The 16,838-nt window shown below is 72.1% G+C and carries 1 protein-coding gene and 1 pseudogene; both read right to left on the reverse strand.

The genetic code is table 11. The features are described 5' to 3' along the window. Window positions 1–213: 213 nt before the first annotated feature. Window positions 214–4,773: pseudogene (locus ABIA38_RS33970) on the reverse strand (type I polyketide synthase); the annotation flags it as partial. A gap of 54 nt (window positions 4,774–4,827) precedes the next feature. Then, window positions 4,828–16,836, reverse strand: coding sequence for an SDR family NAD(P)-dependent oxidoreductase (locus tag ABIA38_RS33975; RefSeq protein WP_424642767.1), 12,009 nt, complete (start codon window positions 16,834–16,836; stop codon window positions 4,828–4,830). Window positions 16,837–16,838 lie beyond the last annotated feature (2 nt).

The raw sequence follows: 16,838 nt of genomic DNA on the forward strand, positions 1-16,838 counted from the left end.
CGTCGTGCGGGTTGGGTGCGGATCGGGTGGACGGGCTGCGGTTGGGTGTCGGTTGCGTTGGGGTGTCCTCAAACGCCGGACGGGCTGAAAGTGACTTGCCGTAGTGCGAGTTGGGTGCGGATCGGGTGGGCGGGCTGCGGTCCGGTGTTGGTTGGCTCATACCGCGGCGGGTTCCGGGTCCGGGTCGGTGATTTCGGTGTGTAGGAAGTGGGCGAGGGCGGTTGGGGTTGGGTTGTCGAATACGGCGACCGTGTCCAGTTCCACGCCGATCGTCGTGCTCAGCAGGTTGCGCAACTCCAGGGCGGTGAACGAGGAGAAGCCCAGCGCGACGAAGTTCTCGTCGGCGTCGATCGCTGCGCCGGACGCGTGCCCGAGCAGTGCCGCCGCGTGGTCGAGCACGATGTCCAGCAGGATCGCCTCTCGTTCGGCGTTGTCCGAAGCCGCCGCTATCCGCTGTCGCAGCTCGACCGACTGCTCACCGGTCGCCGGCGGCGTCTGGGTGGCCTCGGCCGGGATCAGGTCGCGGATCAGCGCTCCCGCCGCCGGGAAGCGAGCGGCCAGCCGATCCCATGCGACGTCGGCGACCGCCACGCATACGTCGTCCTGGGGGAGCGTGTCGAACAGGGCCGCCAATGCGGGCTGCACCGCCACCGGCCGTACCCCGTCGACCTCGACCGCCCTCGCGTCGGTCGACTCCCACGGACCCCACGCCACCACGCCGGCGGGCAACCCGCGCTGCCGGCGGGACCGGGCGAGTGCTTCGAGGTAGGCATGGGCACCGGCGGCGGCCGGGTCGGTCGCGGTGCCGAGCAGGCCGGACAGGGACGAGAAGAGCACGAAGGCCGAGAGGTGTAGGTGCTCGGTCGCCCGGGAGAGGTTCGCGGCGGCCAGGGGCGCGCCGGGCGTCGTGTGGATCACTGCGTTCAAGGGAAGCTCGGCGGGGACCCGGGCGAGGAGCCGCGCCGTGGCGGTCGCGTCGGACGGGTCGCAGACCGCCACTGTCACCAGGGCGCCCAGATCGGTCAGTTCCGTTGCCAGGGCCGTGGTGTCGGTCGGCGTGCTCTCGGTGAGCAGGAGGTGGTCGGCGCCGCGCCGGGCCAGCAGGCGGGCGGTCTGGGCGCCGAGGGACGTGGTGCCCTCGGTGATCAGCGTGGTGCCGGGCATCTTCCGGTCGACGTCGGCGGCTTCGTGACGGGCGGCGCGGACCAGGCGGCGGACGTATCCGCCGGTGGCCCGGATCGCCACCTGGTCCTCGGCGGTGCTGATGTCCGCGAGTACGCCGGGCAGCCGGGCCGTGGCTCGCTCGTCCGGGAGTTCGGGCAGGTCGATCAGGCGGACGGCGGTGCGGTCCTCGGGCCCGGTCGCCGTACGGGCCGCGCCCCACGCGAGCGCGCTTTCCGGTTGCGTGGACGGATCGTCGGCCCGTACGGCGAGCGCGCCACTCGTCACCAGCCACAGCGGCGTCGCGATCCGGCTTGCTGCCAGGATCCGGGCGAGCGGCTCCGCCGCGGCGGGCGCCAACACCAGTACGCCGGCCGGGTGGTGATGACTCGTCAGCAGGTCCGGCAGCGCGTCGAGGTCCGCCGGGAGGTCCACCCGGACGGGCTGCGCGCCGTGCCGCCGCAGTGCCGCGAACACTTCGGCGGCGGCCGGGTGTTCCGCCGGAGCCACCACGAGCCATGGGCCCGACGGCACTGCGCCCGACGGCTCGGGGAGTGGCTGCCAGACCACCCGATGCCACCAACCGCGCTGCCGACGCCAGGCACTCAGCGCCGGGAGTACCGCTCGCAGTGCGGACTGCGCGTCCTCGTTCACCACGTGCAGCGCATCGGCCAAGCCGGCGAGATCGCCGTCCTCGATCGCCGCCCAGAACCGCGCCTCGGCCGGCGCCTCCGCCGTACCGCCGAACTCCCGGCCAGTGGCCGCCTCTTCGGGTACGTCCAGCCACAACCGCTGCCGCTGGTAGGCGTAGGTGGGCAGGTCCACCACGGGCGGTGCGCCGCTCGGACCGGTGAGCACCGACGCCCAGTCGACGGACACCCCGTGCAGGTGTGCCGTGGCCAACGCCGTGGCCACGCTCCGGACCTGGGGCCGGTGGCCGCGCAGCAGCGGAATGAATACGGCCCCACCCCGGTCGCGGGGTTCGTCGCGACGGAGGTGGTGGACCGTCTCCTGGGCGAGCGTGGTGAGCGTGGTGTCGGGGCCCAACTCCAGGTAGGTGGTCACGTTTTCGTGGTGGAGTGTGGTGATGCCGTCGTGGAAGTGGACGGTGCCTCGGATGTGGTCGGTCCAGTAGGCGGGGTCGGTGAGTTGTTCGGTGGTGGCGATGGTGCCGGTGGTGTTGGAGATGAGTGGGGTGTGTGGTGCGTGGTAGGTGAGTGATGCGGCGATGGTGTGGAACTCGTCGAGGATGGGGTCCATGTGGGGTGAGTGGAAGGCGTGGCTGACGGTGAGTTCCTTGGTCTTGTGACCGGCCGCGCGGGCCTGCTCGGCGATTGCTCGGCATACTTCCCGGTCGCCGGAGATCACCGTCGCGCGCGGCGCGTTGTGGGCTGCGATCGACACCGAGTCCGGGTGTCCGGCGAGGAGTTCGGCGAGTTCCTCGGGCGCGCTGCCGATGGCGATCATCGTGCCGCCGGTGGGGGCGGTCTGCATGAGTCGGGCGCGGGCGGTGACCAGGGTTGCGGCGTCGGGGAGGGAGAGTACGCCGGCCAGGTGTGCGGCGGTGACTTCGCCGATGGAGTGGCCGATCAGGTAGTCCGGTGTGATGCCGTGGTGGGCCAGCAGGTGGTGTAGCGCGGTTTGCAGGGCGAAGAGTGCGGGTTGGGTGTAGCGGGTCTGGTTGAGCAGGTCGGGATGGTGGTCGATCACCTCGCGTAGCGGCTTCTCCAGGTGCGGATCCAACCGGGCGCAGGCCGCGTCGAAAGCCTCGGCGAACACCGGGTGGGCCGAGCGCAGTTGGGCGCCCATCCCGGCACGCTGGCTGCCCTGGCCGGTGTACATGAAGGCCACCCGACCGGCGGCGGGCGTGTGGTGATGCCGGATCGCGGTGGTGCCGACATCGCCCCGGGCCAGCGCGGCGAGCCCCGCCAGGAAGTCCTCGTGCCGGTCCGCGATCACCGCCGCGCGGTGGTCGAACACGGTTCGCCGGGTGGCCAGGGTATGCGCGACCGCAGCCGGGTCCAGTCCGGGACGCGCCTCGATGTGGGCGCGTAGGCGCTGCGCCTGGTCGCGGAGCGCCTGTGGGGTGCGCGCGGAGAGCAACCACGGGACGGCATGCGGGACGGCGTCCGTTTCGGCGTCCGTCCCGTTGTCCGTTGCCGCGTCCGTCCCGCTGTCCGTTCCGGCGTCCGGCTCGTCGGCTCCGGCAGCGGGCGGTGCCTCGATGATCAGATGGGCGTTCGTACCGCTGATCCCGAACGACGAGATGCCCGCCCGCCGGGGGTGGTCGGTCTCCGGCCACGGCCGGGCGTCGGTGAGCAACTCGACCGCACCCGTCGTCCAGTCGACGTGCGGGGACGGTTCGTCCACGTGCAGCGTCTTGGGTAGTACGCCGTGCCGCATGGCCAGGACCATCTTGATCACGCCCGCCACCCCGGCGGCGGCCTGGGTGTGGCCGATGTTGGACTTCAACGAGCCCAGGTAGAGCGGCCGTCGGCCGGGTCGTTCCTGTCCGTAGGTGGCCAGCAGGGCCTGGGCCTCGATCGGGTCGCCGAGTGTGGTCCCGGTCCCGTGCGCCTCGACCGCGTCGACCTGATCGGCCGTTAGCCCGGCGCCGGCGAGTGCCTGTCTGATCACCCGCTGCTGGGACGGGCCGTTGGGGGCGGTCAGGCCGTTGCTGGCGCCGTCCTGGTTGACCGCCGAGCCACGCAGCACGGCGAGTACCGGATGCCCGTTGCGTTCCGCGTCGGACAGCCGCTCCAGCAGCAACAGCCCCGCGCCCTCCGCGAATCCGGCGCCGTCCGCCGCCGCGGCGAACGACTTGCACCGGCCGTCGGGCGCGAGCCCGCGTTGCCGGCTGAACTCGACGAACAGACCCGGACCGGCCAGCACGGTGACCCCGCCGGCCAGGGCGAGCGTGCACTCGCCCTGACGCAGCGCGTGGGCCGCGAGATGGATCGCCACCAGGGACGACGAGCAGGCCGTGTCGATGGTCACCGCAGGGCCTTCGAGGCCGAACGTGTAGGACAACCGACCCGAAGCGATGCTGCCCGCACTGCCGTTGCCGATATAGCCCTCGAACTCCTCGGCGGCGTGCGCCTGAAGCCGCGAGCCGTAGTCGCTGTACATCACCCCGGCGAACACCCCGGTCCGGCTGCCGCGCAGCGAGGTCGGCTCGATCCCGGCCCGCTCGAAGGTCTCCCACGCGGTTTCCAGGAGCAGCCGATGTTGCGGGTCGGTGGCGATCGCCTCACGCGGGCCGATCCCGAAGAACTCGGGGTCGAAGTGGTGGGCGTCGTGCAGGAATCCGCCGTCCCTGGTGTACGAGCCGCCGAGCCGGTCCGGATCGGGGTCGTACAACTCCTCGACCCGCCACCCTCGATCGGTCGGGAACCCGCCGATCGCGTCGGTGCCCTCGGCGACCAGCCGCCACAGGTCCTCGGGCGTACGGACACCGCCCGGGTAGCGGCAGCTCATCGCGACGATCGCGATCGGCTCCCGACCCCGGTCGGCCGCCTTGGCCTCGACCTCCTGAAGCCGGCGGCGGGTCTGGTGCAGATCGTTGGTCACCCACTTGAGGTAGTCGACGAGCTTCTCTTCGTTCGTGGTCATCGGGACTTCTCCTCGACAGGGGGCGCGATCAGGGGCGGAGCGGGCGGGAGGTGGTCACTGGCCGGAGCGGCCGAGTTCGTTGTCGATGAAGCTGAAGATGTCGTCGGTGGTCGCGGTGTCGATCCGCTCCGCGGTGTCCACGTCGGCGGCGGCGTCGCCGGCCGCGGTCCAGCGGGTGAGGAGGGCCTGGAGGCGCTGGGCGATCCGGGCCCGGGTGTCCGCGTCGTCCTCGCCCTCCACCTGGGCCAGACTCGCTTCGAGGCGCTCCAGATCGGCGAGCGCGGGTACGGTCGGCGACCGACGCGGCGCCAGCCCGTCCCGCAGGTAGCCGGTCAGCGCGAGCGGCGTCGGATAGTCGAAGACCAGCGTTGCGGGCAGCCGCAATCCGGTGGCCCGATTGAGCCGATTGCGCAACTCGACGGCGGTCAGCGAGTCGAAGCCGAGATCGTTGAAACCCTGCTCGGCGATCACCGCGTCGGCACTCGCATGGCCCAGCACGGCGGCCACCTGCCCCCGGACCAGATCGAGCAGGATCTCGATCTGCTCCGCGTCCGACCGGCCGGCCAACCGCTCGGCGAGCGAGTCGGCACCGCCGCCCGTCGAGCGCCGGGCGGGCAGCCGAACCAGGTCGCGCAGGATCACCGGCAGCGTGCCGGCCGCCGCCTGTGCGCGCAGCGCGGCCGGATCGAGTCGGGCGGGCAACAACGTCGCCGCATCCAGACCGAGCGCCGCGTCGAGCAGATCGAGCCCCTCCCGGGTGCCCAGCGGGAGCAGCCCGCCCCGGGCCACCCTGGCCCGATCGGCGGGATCCAGACCGCCGGTCAGCGCACTGGTCTGGGCCCACAACCCCCACGCGAGCGACGTTCCCGGCAGGCCGAGCGCCCGACGCTGCCCGGCAAGGGCGTCGAGGAACGTGTTCGCGGCGGCGTAGTTGGCCTGTCCGGGATTGCCGAACGAGCCCGCCGCCGACGAGTACAGGACGAAGTGGCTGAGTTCGTGGTTGCGGGTCAGCTCGTGCAGATGCCAGGCCGCGTCGACCTTGGGCCGCAACACGGCGTCCAGATGTTCCCCGGTCAGACCGGTCAGCACGGAATCGCGCAGCAGGCCGGCGGTGTGGATGACGGCGGTCAAGGGGTGTGCGGCCGGGATGGCGTCCAGCACGTCGGCCAGGGCCGCCCGGTCGGCCGCATCGCACGCGGCGATCGTGACCTCGGCGCCGAGCGCGGTGAGTTCGTCGAAGAGCGCACCGGCGCCCTCGGCGGCCGGACCGCGTCGCCCGGTCAACAACACGTGCCGTGCGCCGTGTTCGGTGACCAGATGCCGGGCGGCGAGGCGACCCAGGGTGCCGGTACCGCCGGTGATCAGGACGGTGCCCTGCGGATCGAGGGCCCGGGCAGCCGACTCGGCCGAGCCGACCCTGGCCAGCCGCGGAACCAGTATCTCCCCGGCCCGCAGGGCCAGTTGCGGCTCACCGCTCCCGAGCGCGATCGGCAGCGCCCGCGTCGACTCGGCGCTGCCGTCGGTGTCGACCAGGACGAATCGTTCGGGATTCTCCGTCTGGGCCGAGCGCAGCAGACCCCACAGCGCGGCGCCGGGCAGATCGGTGCCGCCGCCATCGCCCCCGGCCGGCACGGCCCGGTTCGTCACCACCACCAGGCGCGTTTCGGCAAGTCGTTCATCCGCCAGCCACTCCTGGAGCAGGGCGAGTCCGTCGCCGACGAGCGTACGGACGGCCTTCGGCGTGTCCACGCCGGCCGACGCGGACCCGAACGGCGCGAGCACCACACTCGGGAGCACGCCCGGCGACTCGGCCAACGCCTGGCGCAGCGTGCCGAGATCGGCGTACGAGACGCCTCCGATGGCGGCGTCCGCGCCGAGGGTGACCCACGTGCCCGCCGCGACGCCCGCCTTGGCGTCGACGCGCAGTGGTGTCCAGTCCAGCCGGAACAGCGAGTCCGGACCGGAATCGCCGCGTGCCGAGGCGAGTTGCGCGCGGGAGAGCGGCCGTACGGTCAACGATTCGACGGTCACCACGGGAGCGCCGGAGCGATCGGCGACTTCGAGCGCCACGGCATTCTCCCCGACGGGGGTCAGCCGGACCCGGACCGCGGTCGACTCGGTGCGGTGCAGCCGCACGCCGTTCCAGGAGAACGGGAGCACCACCGATCGAGCCCCCTGCGCCTGCTCCTGCTCCGCGTCCCGAGTCGGGATCGTGCTCAGTCCCAGGGGGTGCAGCGCGGCGTCGAGGAGTGCGGGATGCAGGCCGAAGCGGGTGACGTCGGTGTCCTCGGGCAGGTCGACCTCGGCGTACAGCTCGTCGCCGAGCTGCCAGGCCGCCCGAAGCCCCTGGAACACCGGCCCGTAGCCGAGGCCGTGTACGGCCAACCGGTCGTAGTGATCGGACACATCCAACTCGGTGGCCCCGCCCGGTGGCCAACTGGTCGCATCGAAAGCGCGGACCGTGGCGGCGATTTCGTCGCCGGAGAGCGTCCCCGTCGCATGCCGGGTCCAGGGCTGCTCGTGGTCCGGCGTCTCGATCCGGGAATGGATGGTGATGACCCGTCGTCCGGCGTCGTCCGGCGCGGTGAGCGCGACCTGGAGTTGCACGGCACCCGTGGCGGGGATGACGAGAGGCTGCTCCAGGGTGAGTTCCTCCAGGACACGCGAGTCGGTCGACTCGACCGCGTGCAGCGCCAGATCCAGGAACGCGGTACCGGGCAACAGGATCGTGTCCAGGACGGCGTGGTCGGCCAGCCACGGGTGGGTGCGTACCGAGATCCGCCCGGTGAGCAAGTGAGTTCCCGCACCGGCCAGTTCGACGGCGGCGGTGAGCAGCGGATGCTCTACCGGGTGCAGCCCAAGGCCGGCCGCGTTGCCCTCCGAGGGGAGCGATTCGAGCCAGTAGGACTGGTGTTGGAAGGCGTAGGTGGGGAGTTCGGGATCGCGATCGGGAGTGCCGCGCTCGGGGAGGTGGCGGGCCCAGGCGGGGACGGTGCCCTGGACGTGGAGCGTGGCGAGATTGGTGGTGAAGCGGTGGTGGGTGCCGTGGTTGCGACGCAGGGTTTCGACGGCGCGGTTGCGGCCGGTTGGGTCGGTGTCGGTGATGGCGTGGGTGAGGACGGGGTGGGGGCTGGATTCGATGTAGGTGTGGTGGCCGTGTTCGGTGAGGCGTTCGATGGTGGGTTGGAGGAGGACGGGGTTGCGGAGGTTGTCGTACCAGTATTGGGCGTTGAGGGTGGTGGTGTCTTGGATGTGGGTGGTGGTGAGGGTGGAGTGGAAGGGGGTGTGGGCGGGTTGTGGGGTGATGGGGGCGAGTTGGGTCAGCAACGTGTCGCGGAGGGGTTCGACGTGGTGGGAGTGGGAGGCGTAGTCGACGGCGATGCGGCGGGCGCGGATGTTGTGGGTGTCGGTGTGTTGTTGGAGTTCGTCGAGTGCGGTGGCGTCGCCGGAGATGACGGTGGTGGTGGGGCCGTTGTGGGCGGCGATGTGGATGCGTCCGGTCCAGGGTTGGATGAGTTCGGTGGTGGCTTGTGCCGAGAGGGGGATGCTGGTCATGCCGCCGTGTCCGGCGATGCCGGTCAGGGTTTGGGAGCGGAGGGCGACGATGCGTGCTGCGTCGTTGAGGGTGAGTGCGCCTGCGACGTAGGCTGCGGCGATTTCGCCCTGTGAGTGGCCGATGACGGCGTCGGGCCTGATGCCGTGGTGTTGCCACAGGTGGGCGAGTGAGGTCATGACGGCGAAGAGGGTGGGTTGTACGACGTCGACCCGCTTGGGGTCGGGGGTGCCGGGCCTGGCGTTGAGGACGTCGATCAGATTCCAGTCGACGTAGGGTTCGAGGGCTTCGGCGCACGCGTCCAGGTGTTCGCGGAACGGTGTGGATTCGCGGTGGAGGTCCAGTGCCATGCCGTCCCATTGGCTGCCCTGGCCGGGGAACACGAAGACGGTCTTGCCGGGGTTCGAGGTCGCCGTGCCCTGGATCAGGTCCGGGGTCTCCTGCTGCCGGGCGAGGGCGTCCAGGGTGGTCGTGTGGTTCCCGATGATCACCGCGCGGTGATCGAACAGGGCCCGCCCGGCCAATACCCGAGCCACGGCGGCCGGATCCGACTCCGGCCGGGTCTCCAGGTGCTCGTAGAGCCGACGCGCCTGGTCGCGAAGGGCCTGCGGAGTACGCGCCGACAGCAGCCAGGGCAGCGGTAGTTCATCCGGCGTAGTCGGAACGTCCGTTGCCGGTCCGGCCTTTGCCGCCGCCTGCGCCACCTCCGCCGCCTCCGGTGCCTGTTCGATGATCACGTGGGCGTTCGTCCCGCTGATCCCGAAGGACGAGACGCCGGCCCGGCGCGGATGGTCCGTCTCGGGCCAGGCTTCGGCCTCGGTGAGCAGGGTGACCGCGCCGGCCGTCCAGTCGACATGTGGGGACGGCTCGTCCACGTGCAGCGTCTTGGGCAGTACGCCGTGCCGCATGGCCAGGACCATCTTGATCACGCCCGCCACCCCGGCGGCGGCCAGGGTGTGGCCGATGTTGGACTTGATCGAGCCGAGTCGCAGGGGCTGGTCGCCGGCGCGGTCGGTGCCGTATGTGGCGAGGAGGGCTTGGGCCTCGATCGGGTCGCCCAGGACCGTACCGGTGCCGTGTGCCTCGACCGCGTCCACCTGATCGGGGGTCAGGCGCGCATTGGCCAGCGCCTGGCGGATGACCCGCTGCTGGGCGGGCCCGTTGGGCGCGGTCAGGCCGTTGCTGGCGCCGTCCTGGTTGATCGCCGAGCCGCGCAACACCGCGACGACCGGGTGGCCGTTGCGTTCGGCGTCGGAGAGGCGTTCGAGCAGCAGCAGCCCGGCGCCCTCGCCCCAGCCGGTGCCGTTGGCCGACGCGGAGAACGCCTTGCAGCGGCCGTCCGGGGACAGTGCCCGCTGCCGGCTGAACTCGATGAACGAGCTGGGTGTGGCCATCACGGTGACCCCGCCGGCCAGCGCGAGTGAGCATTCACCGCTGCGCAACGACTGGGCGGCCAGGTGGATCGCGACCAGCGAGGACGAGCACGCGGTGTCCACGGTGACCGCCGGACCCTCGAAGCCGAACGTGTAGGCCACTCGGCCGGACGCGACACTCGTGGTGTTGCCCGTGGACAGGTAGCCCTCGACCCCCTCCGGCACCTTGGCCAGGCCCGAGGCATAGTCCTGGGAGATCACGCCGGCAAACACCCCCGCTCTTGTCCCGCGCAGGTCGGCCGCGTCGATCCCGGCCCGCTCGAAGAGCTCCCAGGCGGTTTCCAGGAGCAGCCGCTGCTGCGGGTCGGTGGCGAGTGCCTCACGCGGGCTGATCCCGAAGAACTCCGCGTCGAACCGGTCGGCGTCGTAGAGGAATCCGCCCTCGCGCGCGTACGACCGGCCGAGTCGGTTCGGGTCGGCGTCGTAGAGGTGGTCCAGATCCCAGCCGCGCCCGGTGGGGAATCCGCCGATCGCGTCGGTGCCGTCGGCGACCAACCGCCACAGCTGCTCCGGCGTGCGGACGTCGCCGGGGAAGCGGCAGCTCATCGCGACGATCGCGATCGCATCCTCGTCTACCGCGCCGCCGCCCGTGACCCGCGCGGCCGGTACGTCGGCCGGCGTCGCGAGTTCGCCGACGATCTCGCCGCGGACGAAGGTGGTGAGGGCGAGCGGGGTCGGGTAGTCGAAGATCAGCGTCGCGGGCAGCCGCAGACCGGTCGCGGTGTTCAGCCGGTTGCGCAGCTCGACGGCGGTGAGCGAGTCGAACCCGAGGTCGCCGAAGGCATGTTCGCGATCGACCGCCTCCGGTGTGGCATGGCCGAGTACGGCGGCCACCTGAGTGCGGATCAGGTCCAGGATCAGCTCGTCCTGTTCGGCGGCGGACCGACCGGCCAGCCGGCGGGCGAGCGAGGTACCCGACCCGGGCCCGGCCGTCCTGACGGTACGTCGGGTCCCGGACCGGACCAGGCTGCGCAGGAGCGGCGGCAGGCCGCCGGTGGCCGCCCGGTCGCGCAGCGCGCCCTGGTCCAGGTGGGCGGGGTACAGCAGCGCATCGCCGCCGGACACGGCCGCGTCGAACAGGGCCAGCCCGGTGCCGCTGTCCAGCGGCAGCAGCCCGCCCCGGGCCACCCGCGCCCGGTCGGTGGCGGCCAGGCCGTCGGTCATCGTGCCGGCCTCGGCCCACAGTCCCCATGCGAGTGCGGTGGCCACCCGGCCGTCGGCGTGGCGGTGTTGGGCGAGGGCGTCGAGGAAGGTGTTCGCGGCGGCGTAGTTGGCCTGTCCCGGATTGCCGAGGGTGCCGGCGATCGAGGAGAACAGGACGAAGTGGCCGAGCCGGTGCTCCCGGGTGAGTTCGTGCAGGTTCCAGGCGGCGTCGACCTTGGCCCGCAATACGGCGTCGAGGTGCTCGTCGGTGAGGCTACCGAGGGTGGCGTCGTGCAGGGTGCCGGCCGCGTGTACGACGGCGGTCAGGGGATGTTCGGCTGGGATGGCGGCGAGCACCGCGGCCAGCGCCGAGCGGTCGGCGGCATCGGCCGCGGTGATCGTGATGTCGGCGCCGAGGGCGGTGAGTTCGCGGCTCAGCTCGGCCGCGCCGGCGGCGTCCGGGCCGCGTCGGCTGGTCAACACCAGGTGTTTGGCGCCGTGTTCGGTGACGAGATGCCGGGCGAGCAGCCGACCCAGGGCGCCGGTACCGCCGGTGATCAGCGTGGTGCCGTTCGGGTCGAACGGGCGGGGGAGGGTGAGTACGACCTTGCCGGTGTGCCGGGCCTGGCCGAGGTGGCGGAACGCCTCCGGGGCGCGCCGGATGTCCCACGTGGTGACCGGCAGCGGGCGGAGAACCCCGCTCTCGAACAGGGCGAGGAGCGCGGCCAGCATCTCCCGGATGCGCTCGGGACCCGCCTCCATCAGGTCGAACGCCTGGTAGGTGATGCCGGGGTGGTTGGTGGCGATGGTGTGTGGGTCGCGGATATCGGTTTTGCCCATTTCGAGGAAGCGTCCGCCGGGTTGTTGGAGGCGGAGTGTGGCGTCGACGTATTCGTGGGCGAGGGAGTTGAGGACGATGTCGATGGTGTGGGGGAAGGTGTGTTGGAAGTCGAGGGTGCGGGAGTTGGCGATGTGGGTGTCGTCGAGTCCTTGGGCGCGGAGGGTGTTCCATTTGGTGGGGGATGCGGTGCCGTAGATGTCGAGGTCGAGGTGGTGGGCGAGTTGTACGGCGGCCATGCCGACGCCGCCGGTGGCGGCGTGGACGAGCAGTGTTTCGCCGGGTTGCGCGGCGGCCAGGTCGACCAGGCCGTAGTACGCGGTCAGGAAGACGATCGGGGTCGCCGCCGCCTGCTCGTCGGTCCAGTCCGCCGGGACCCGGGACAGGTAGCGTCGATCGGCGACGGTGATCGGCCCGACGCCGCCTTCGAGCAGGCCCATCACCCGGTCGCCGGGGGCCAGATCGGTGACCCCGGGGCCGACCTCCAGGACGATCCCGGCGCCCTCGCTACCGATCAGGGCCTCGCCCGGATACATGCCGAGGGTGATCATCACGTCGCGGAAGTTCAGCCCGGCCGCCCGCACCGCGAGCCGGACCTGATGCTCCGTCAAGGGGGCCTGGGCGACCGGCGACGGGAGCAGGGCAAGGTTGTCCAGAGTGCCGTGCCCGGTCACATCGAGCCGCCAGGCCGGTGTGTCGCCGGTCGGCAGGGCGAGGGTGGTGCCGGAGCGGGCGGGCCGCAGGCGCGGTACGTAGCGGGTACCCCCGCGCAGCGCGAACTGCGGTTCGCCCTCGGCCAACGCGCCGGGCAGGGCCGCGTACGACGCGGGATCCTCGTCCAGATCCGCCAGCGTGAAACGATCGGGGTGTTCGGACTCGGCGCTACGGACCAGGCCCAACAGCGGTGCGACGGCCGGGCGTACGGGTGAGTGTGCGTCGACGGCCACGGCCCGGTGGGTGAGCACCACCAGGCGGGTCGAGCCCAACTGCTCGGCAACGGCCCAGCTTTGCAGCAGCGCGAGGGCTCGGCGGGTCACGCTGTGCGCGGCGTCGGGTACGTCCTCGCCCGGGTCGGCGGCGGGCGCGGTGACCACGACACCCGGCACCGACTCGCCGGCGGCGATCGCGGCCGACAGCGCGGCCAGGTCCGGATAGACAACCTCGGCGGACCCGCCGAGCCCGGGAATCTCGGCGCCCAGGATCGCGAACGGTACGGTGGCCGGCGCGCCCTCGCGGCGCGGCGTGGTCAGCCAATCCAGGTGGAACAGCGAGTCCTGGTGGCCCGCTTCGGCGGCCTCGGCCGATGTGGTCAGCCGATCGGCGGTGATCGGGCGCAGGACCAGCGCCTCGACCGTGGCGACCGGGGCGCCCGTCTCGTCGGACACCGACACCGCGACCCGGTCTGCCCCGGACGGGGTCAGCCGTACGCGCAGTGCGGTCGCGCCGGTGGCGTGCAGGGTCACCCCGGACCAGGCGAACGGGAGCCGTACGCCGTCGGTTTCGCCTGTGCCGGGATCCGCGTCGAGGACGTCCAGCGCCAGGGGGTGCAACGCCGCGTCGAGCAGAGCCGGATGCAGACCGAAACCCTCGGCCTGGCCCTGCCCATCCTTGAGCAGCCGAGCCTTGGGCGACCCGGCCTCGGGCAGCCTGACCTCGGCGTACAGGTCGCCGTCGAGCCGCCAGGCGGCGCGTACGCCCTGGAAGGTCGGGCCGTACGTGTAACCACGCTCGGCGAGCCGCTCGTACAGGTCCGCCACGGGCAACTCCTCGGCCCCGGCGGGCGGCCAGGATTCGGCCGCCGGCGGAGCATCGGCGGCAGGCGGTGCGGCGTCCCGGCGATCGGCGAGGACGCCGGTGGCGTGCCGGGTCCAGCGGGCCGACGTCGCGCCGAGGTCCGGTACGCCGCCGGCGCCGCGCGCAACGGCGGGACGGGAATGGATGGTGACGGTGCGTCGGCCCGCGTCGTCGGGGCCCGCGATGGTCAGCTGAAGGTCCACCCCGTCCCGCGCGGGCAGCACGAGCGGTGCCTCCAGGGTGAGTTCCTCGATCGTGTCGCAACCGACCTGGTCACCCGCCTGGATCGCGAGGTCGATAAAGGCGGTGCCGGGGAGGAGGGTGGTGTAGAGGATGGTGTGGTCGGTGAGCCACGGGTGGCTGGTGCGGGAGAGGCGTCCGGTGAGGACGAGTCCGTCGGTGTCGGCGAGCGGCAGTGCGGCGGCGAGCAGGGGGTGGGTGCTCGGGTCGAGCCCGGCGGAGGCCACGTCGGTCTCCGGGCGGGCTTCGAGCCAATAGCTCTCGTGCTGGAAGGCGTAGGTCGGCAGGTCGGCCACGAGCGGTCCGTCGAGCGGAACGAGGGTGTCCCACACCGGGTTTCGGGCCAGGAGACCCGCGTGTACGACCGCCGTGGTGAGTGTGACGGCCTCGGGCTGCTTGCGGCGCAGCGTCGGGATGAAGACCTGCGGGCGGGCCTCGGGGTCGACCGCGTCGGCCGGCCGGAGGCCGTCGATCGTGTCCCGGGCGAGCGTGGTGAGCGTGGTGTCCGGGCCCAACTCGAGGTAGGTGGTCACGTTTTCGTGGTGGAGTGTGCTGATGCCGTCGTGGAAGCGGACGGCGCCCCGGATGTGCTCGGTCCAGTAGGCCGGATCGGTGAGCTGTTCGGTGCTGGCGATCGCCCCGGTGGTGTTGGAGATCAGCGGGGTGTGCGGCGTGTGATAGGTCAGGGTGGCGGCGATGGCCCGGAACTCCGCGAGTACGGGGTCCATGTGTGGTGAGTGGAAGGCGTGACTGACCGTCAGTTCCTTGGTCCGGTGGCCGGCCGCCCGGGCCTGCTCGGCGAGCTGCCGGCAGATCGCCTGATCGCCGGAGATCACCGTGGCCCGCGGGCCGTTGTGGGCCGCGATCGAGACCGAGTCCTCGTGTCCGGCGAGGAGTTCGGCGAGCCCCGAGGGGGTGCTGTCGATCGCGATCATCGCGCCGCCGGTCGGGGCGGTCTGCATGAGTCGGGCGCGGGCGGTGACCAGGGTTGCGGCGTCGGGGAGGGAGAGTACGCCGGCCAGGTGTGCGGCGGTGACTTCGCCGATGGAGTGGCCGATGAGGTAGTCCGGTGTGATGCCGTGGTGGGCGAGTAGGTGGTGTAGCGCGGTCTGGAGGGCGAACAGGGCCGGTTGGGTGTAGCGGGTCTGGTTGAGCAGCTTCGGGTGGTGGTCGATCACCTCGCGCAGCGGTCGGTCGAGGTGTGGGTCGAGGTGGCCGATCACCTCGTCGAAGGCCGCTGCGAACACCGGGTATGCGGCGCGCAGTTCGGTGCCCATGCCGGGTCGTTGGCTGCCCTGCCCGGTGTACATGAACGCCGTGCGGCCGGGCCCGGCGGGCCGGTGGCCGGTGACGGTCGTGGCGTGGCCCTCGTCCCGGCCGAGGGCGGTGAGCCCGGCCAGGAAGGCGTTCCGGTCGGCGCCGATCACGGCCGCGCGCTGGTCGAAGGTGGTCCGGCGGCCGGCGAGGGTGCCGGCGACGGCCGCGATGTCGAGGTCGGGGCGCGCGGCGACATACGCGCGCAGCCGCTCGGCCTGGTCGCGGAGCGCCTGTGGGGTGCGGGCGGACAACACCCAGGGCAGCGGGCCGGGCACGACGGCCGGGGCGCGCTCGCCGTCCGCGTCCGCGTTCGGGTCCGCGCCCCTGTCCTCGTCCGCGCTCTCGTTCGCGGCTTCCGGCACCGGGGCCTGTTCGAGGATTACATGGGCGTTGGTCCCGCTGATCCCGAAGGACGACACGCCGGCCCGGCGCGGGTGGTCGGTCTCCGGCCAGGGCTCGGCCTCGGTCAGCAGGGATACCGCGCCGGCGGTCCAGTCGACGTGCGGCGCGGGCTCGTCCACGTGCAGCGTCTTGGGCAGTACGCCGTGGCGCAGCGCGAGCACCATCTTGATCACGCCCGCGACACCCGCCGCGGCCTGCGTGTGGCCGATGTTCGACTTGATCGAGCCGAGCCGAAGGGGTGGACCGCCCTGGCGATCCCGACCGTAGGTCGCGATCAGGGCCTGCGCCTCGATCGGGTCGCCGAGCGTGGTGCCGGTGCCGTGCGCCTCCACCGCGTCCACCTGATCCGGCGTCAGGCCGGCCCCGGCCAGGGCCTGCTGGATCACCCGCTGCTGGGCGGGGCCGTTGGGCGCGGTCAGGCCGTTGCTGGCACCGTCCTGGTTGACCGCCGAGCCACGGATCACGGCGAGTACGTGGTGGCCGTTGCGCTGCGCGTCGGACAGCCGCTCGACCAGCAACAGACCGACACCCTCGGCGAATCCGGTGCCGTCCGCGCTCCCGGCGAAGGATCGGCACCGGCCGTCCGGGGACAACCCGCGCTGGCGGCTGAACTCCACGAACAACCCGGGCGTGGCCATCACCGTGACACCGCCCGCGAGGGCCAGCGAGCATTCGCCCTGACGCAGGGCCTGGATGGCCAGATGCAGCGCGACCAGCGACGACGAGCAGGCCGTGTCCACCGTCACCGCCGGCCCCTCCAACCCGAAGGTGTAGGAGACTCGGCCGGACGCCACACTCGTGGTGTTCCCGGTCAGCAGGTAGCCCTCCAGCGCCTCGGGCGCCTGGTGCAGCCGAGGTGCGTAGTCCTGCGCGATGGCGCCGACGAACACACCGGTATCGCTCCCGGCCAGCGTCGCGGGCCGGATCCCGGCCCGCTCGAAGGTCTCCCACGCGGTCTCCAGGAGCAGCCGCTGCTGTGGATCGGTTGCGGCGGCCTCGCGGGGATTGATCCCGAAGAACGCCGCGTCGAACCCGTCGGCCCGGTCCAGGAAGCCGCCGGTCCGGGCGTACGAGGTGCCCGGCCGCTCCGGATCGGGGTCGTACAGCCCCTCCAGATCCCAACCGCGCCCGGCCGGGAACTCGCCGATCGCATCGGTCCCGTCGGCGACCAACCGCCAGAGCCCCTCGGGGGTTTCCACGCCGCCCGGAAAGCGGCAGCCCATCCCGACGATCGCGATCGGCTCGTGCTTCTCGGACTCCACCTCGTGCAGTCGGCGACGGGCCTGATGCAGGTCCGTGGTCACCCGCTTGAGATAGTCGCGAAGCTTCTCCTCGTTGGCCATCT

Source organism: Embleya sp. AB8 (genome assembly GCF_049739465.1).
Taxonomy (GTDB): Bacteria; Actinomycetota; Actinomycetes; order Streptomycetales; family Streptomycetaceae; genus Embleya.

Coding starts and splice junctions, on each gene's coding strand:
- ABIA38_RS33975 (WP_424642767.1), bottom strand. CDS start 16,836: ATGGCCAACGAGGAGAAGCTTCGCGACTATCTCAAGCGGGTGACCACG.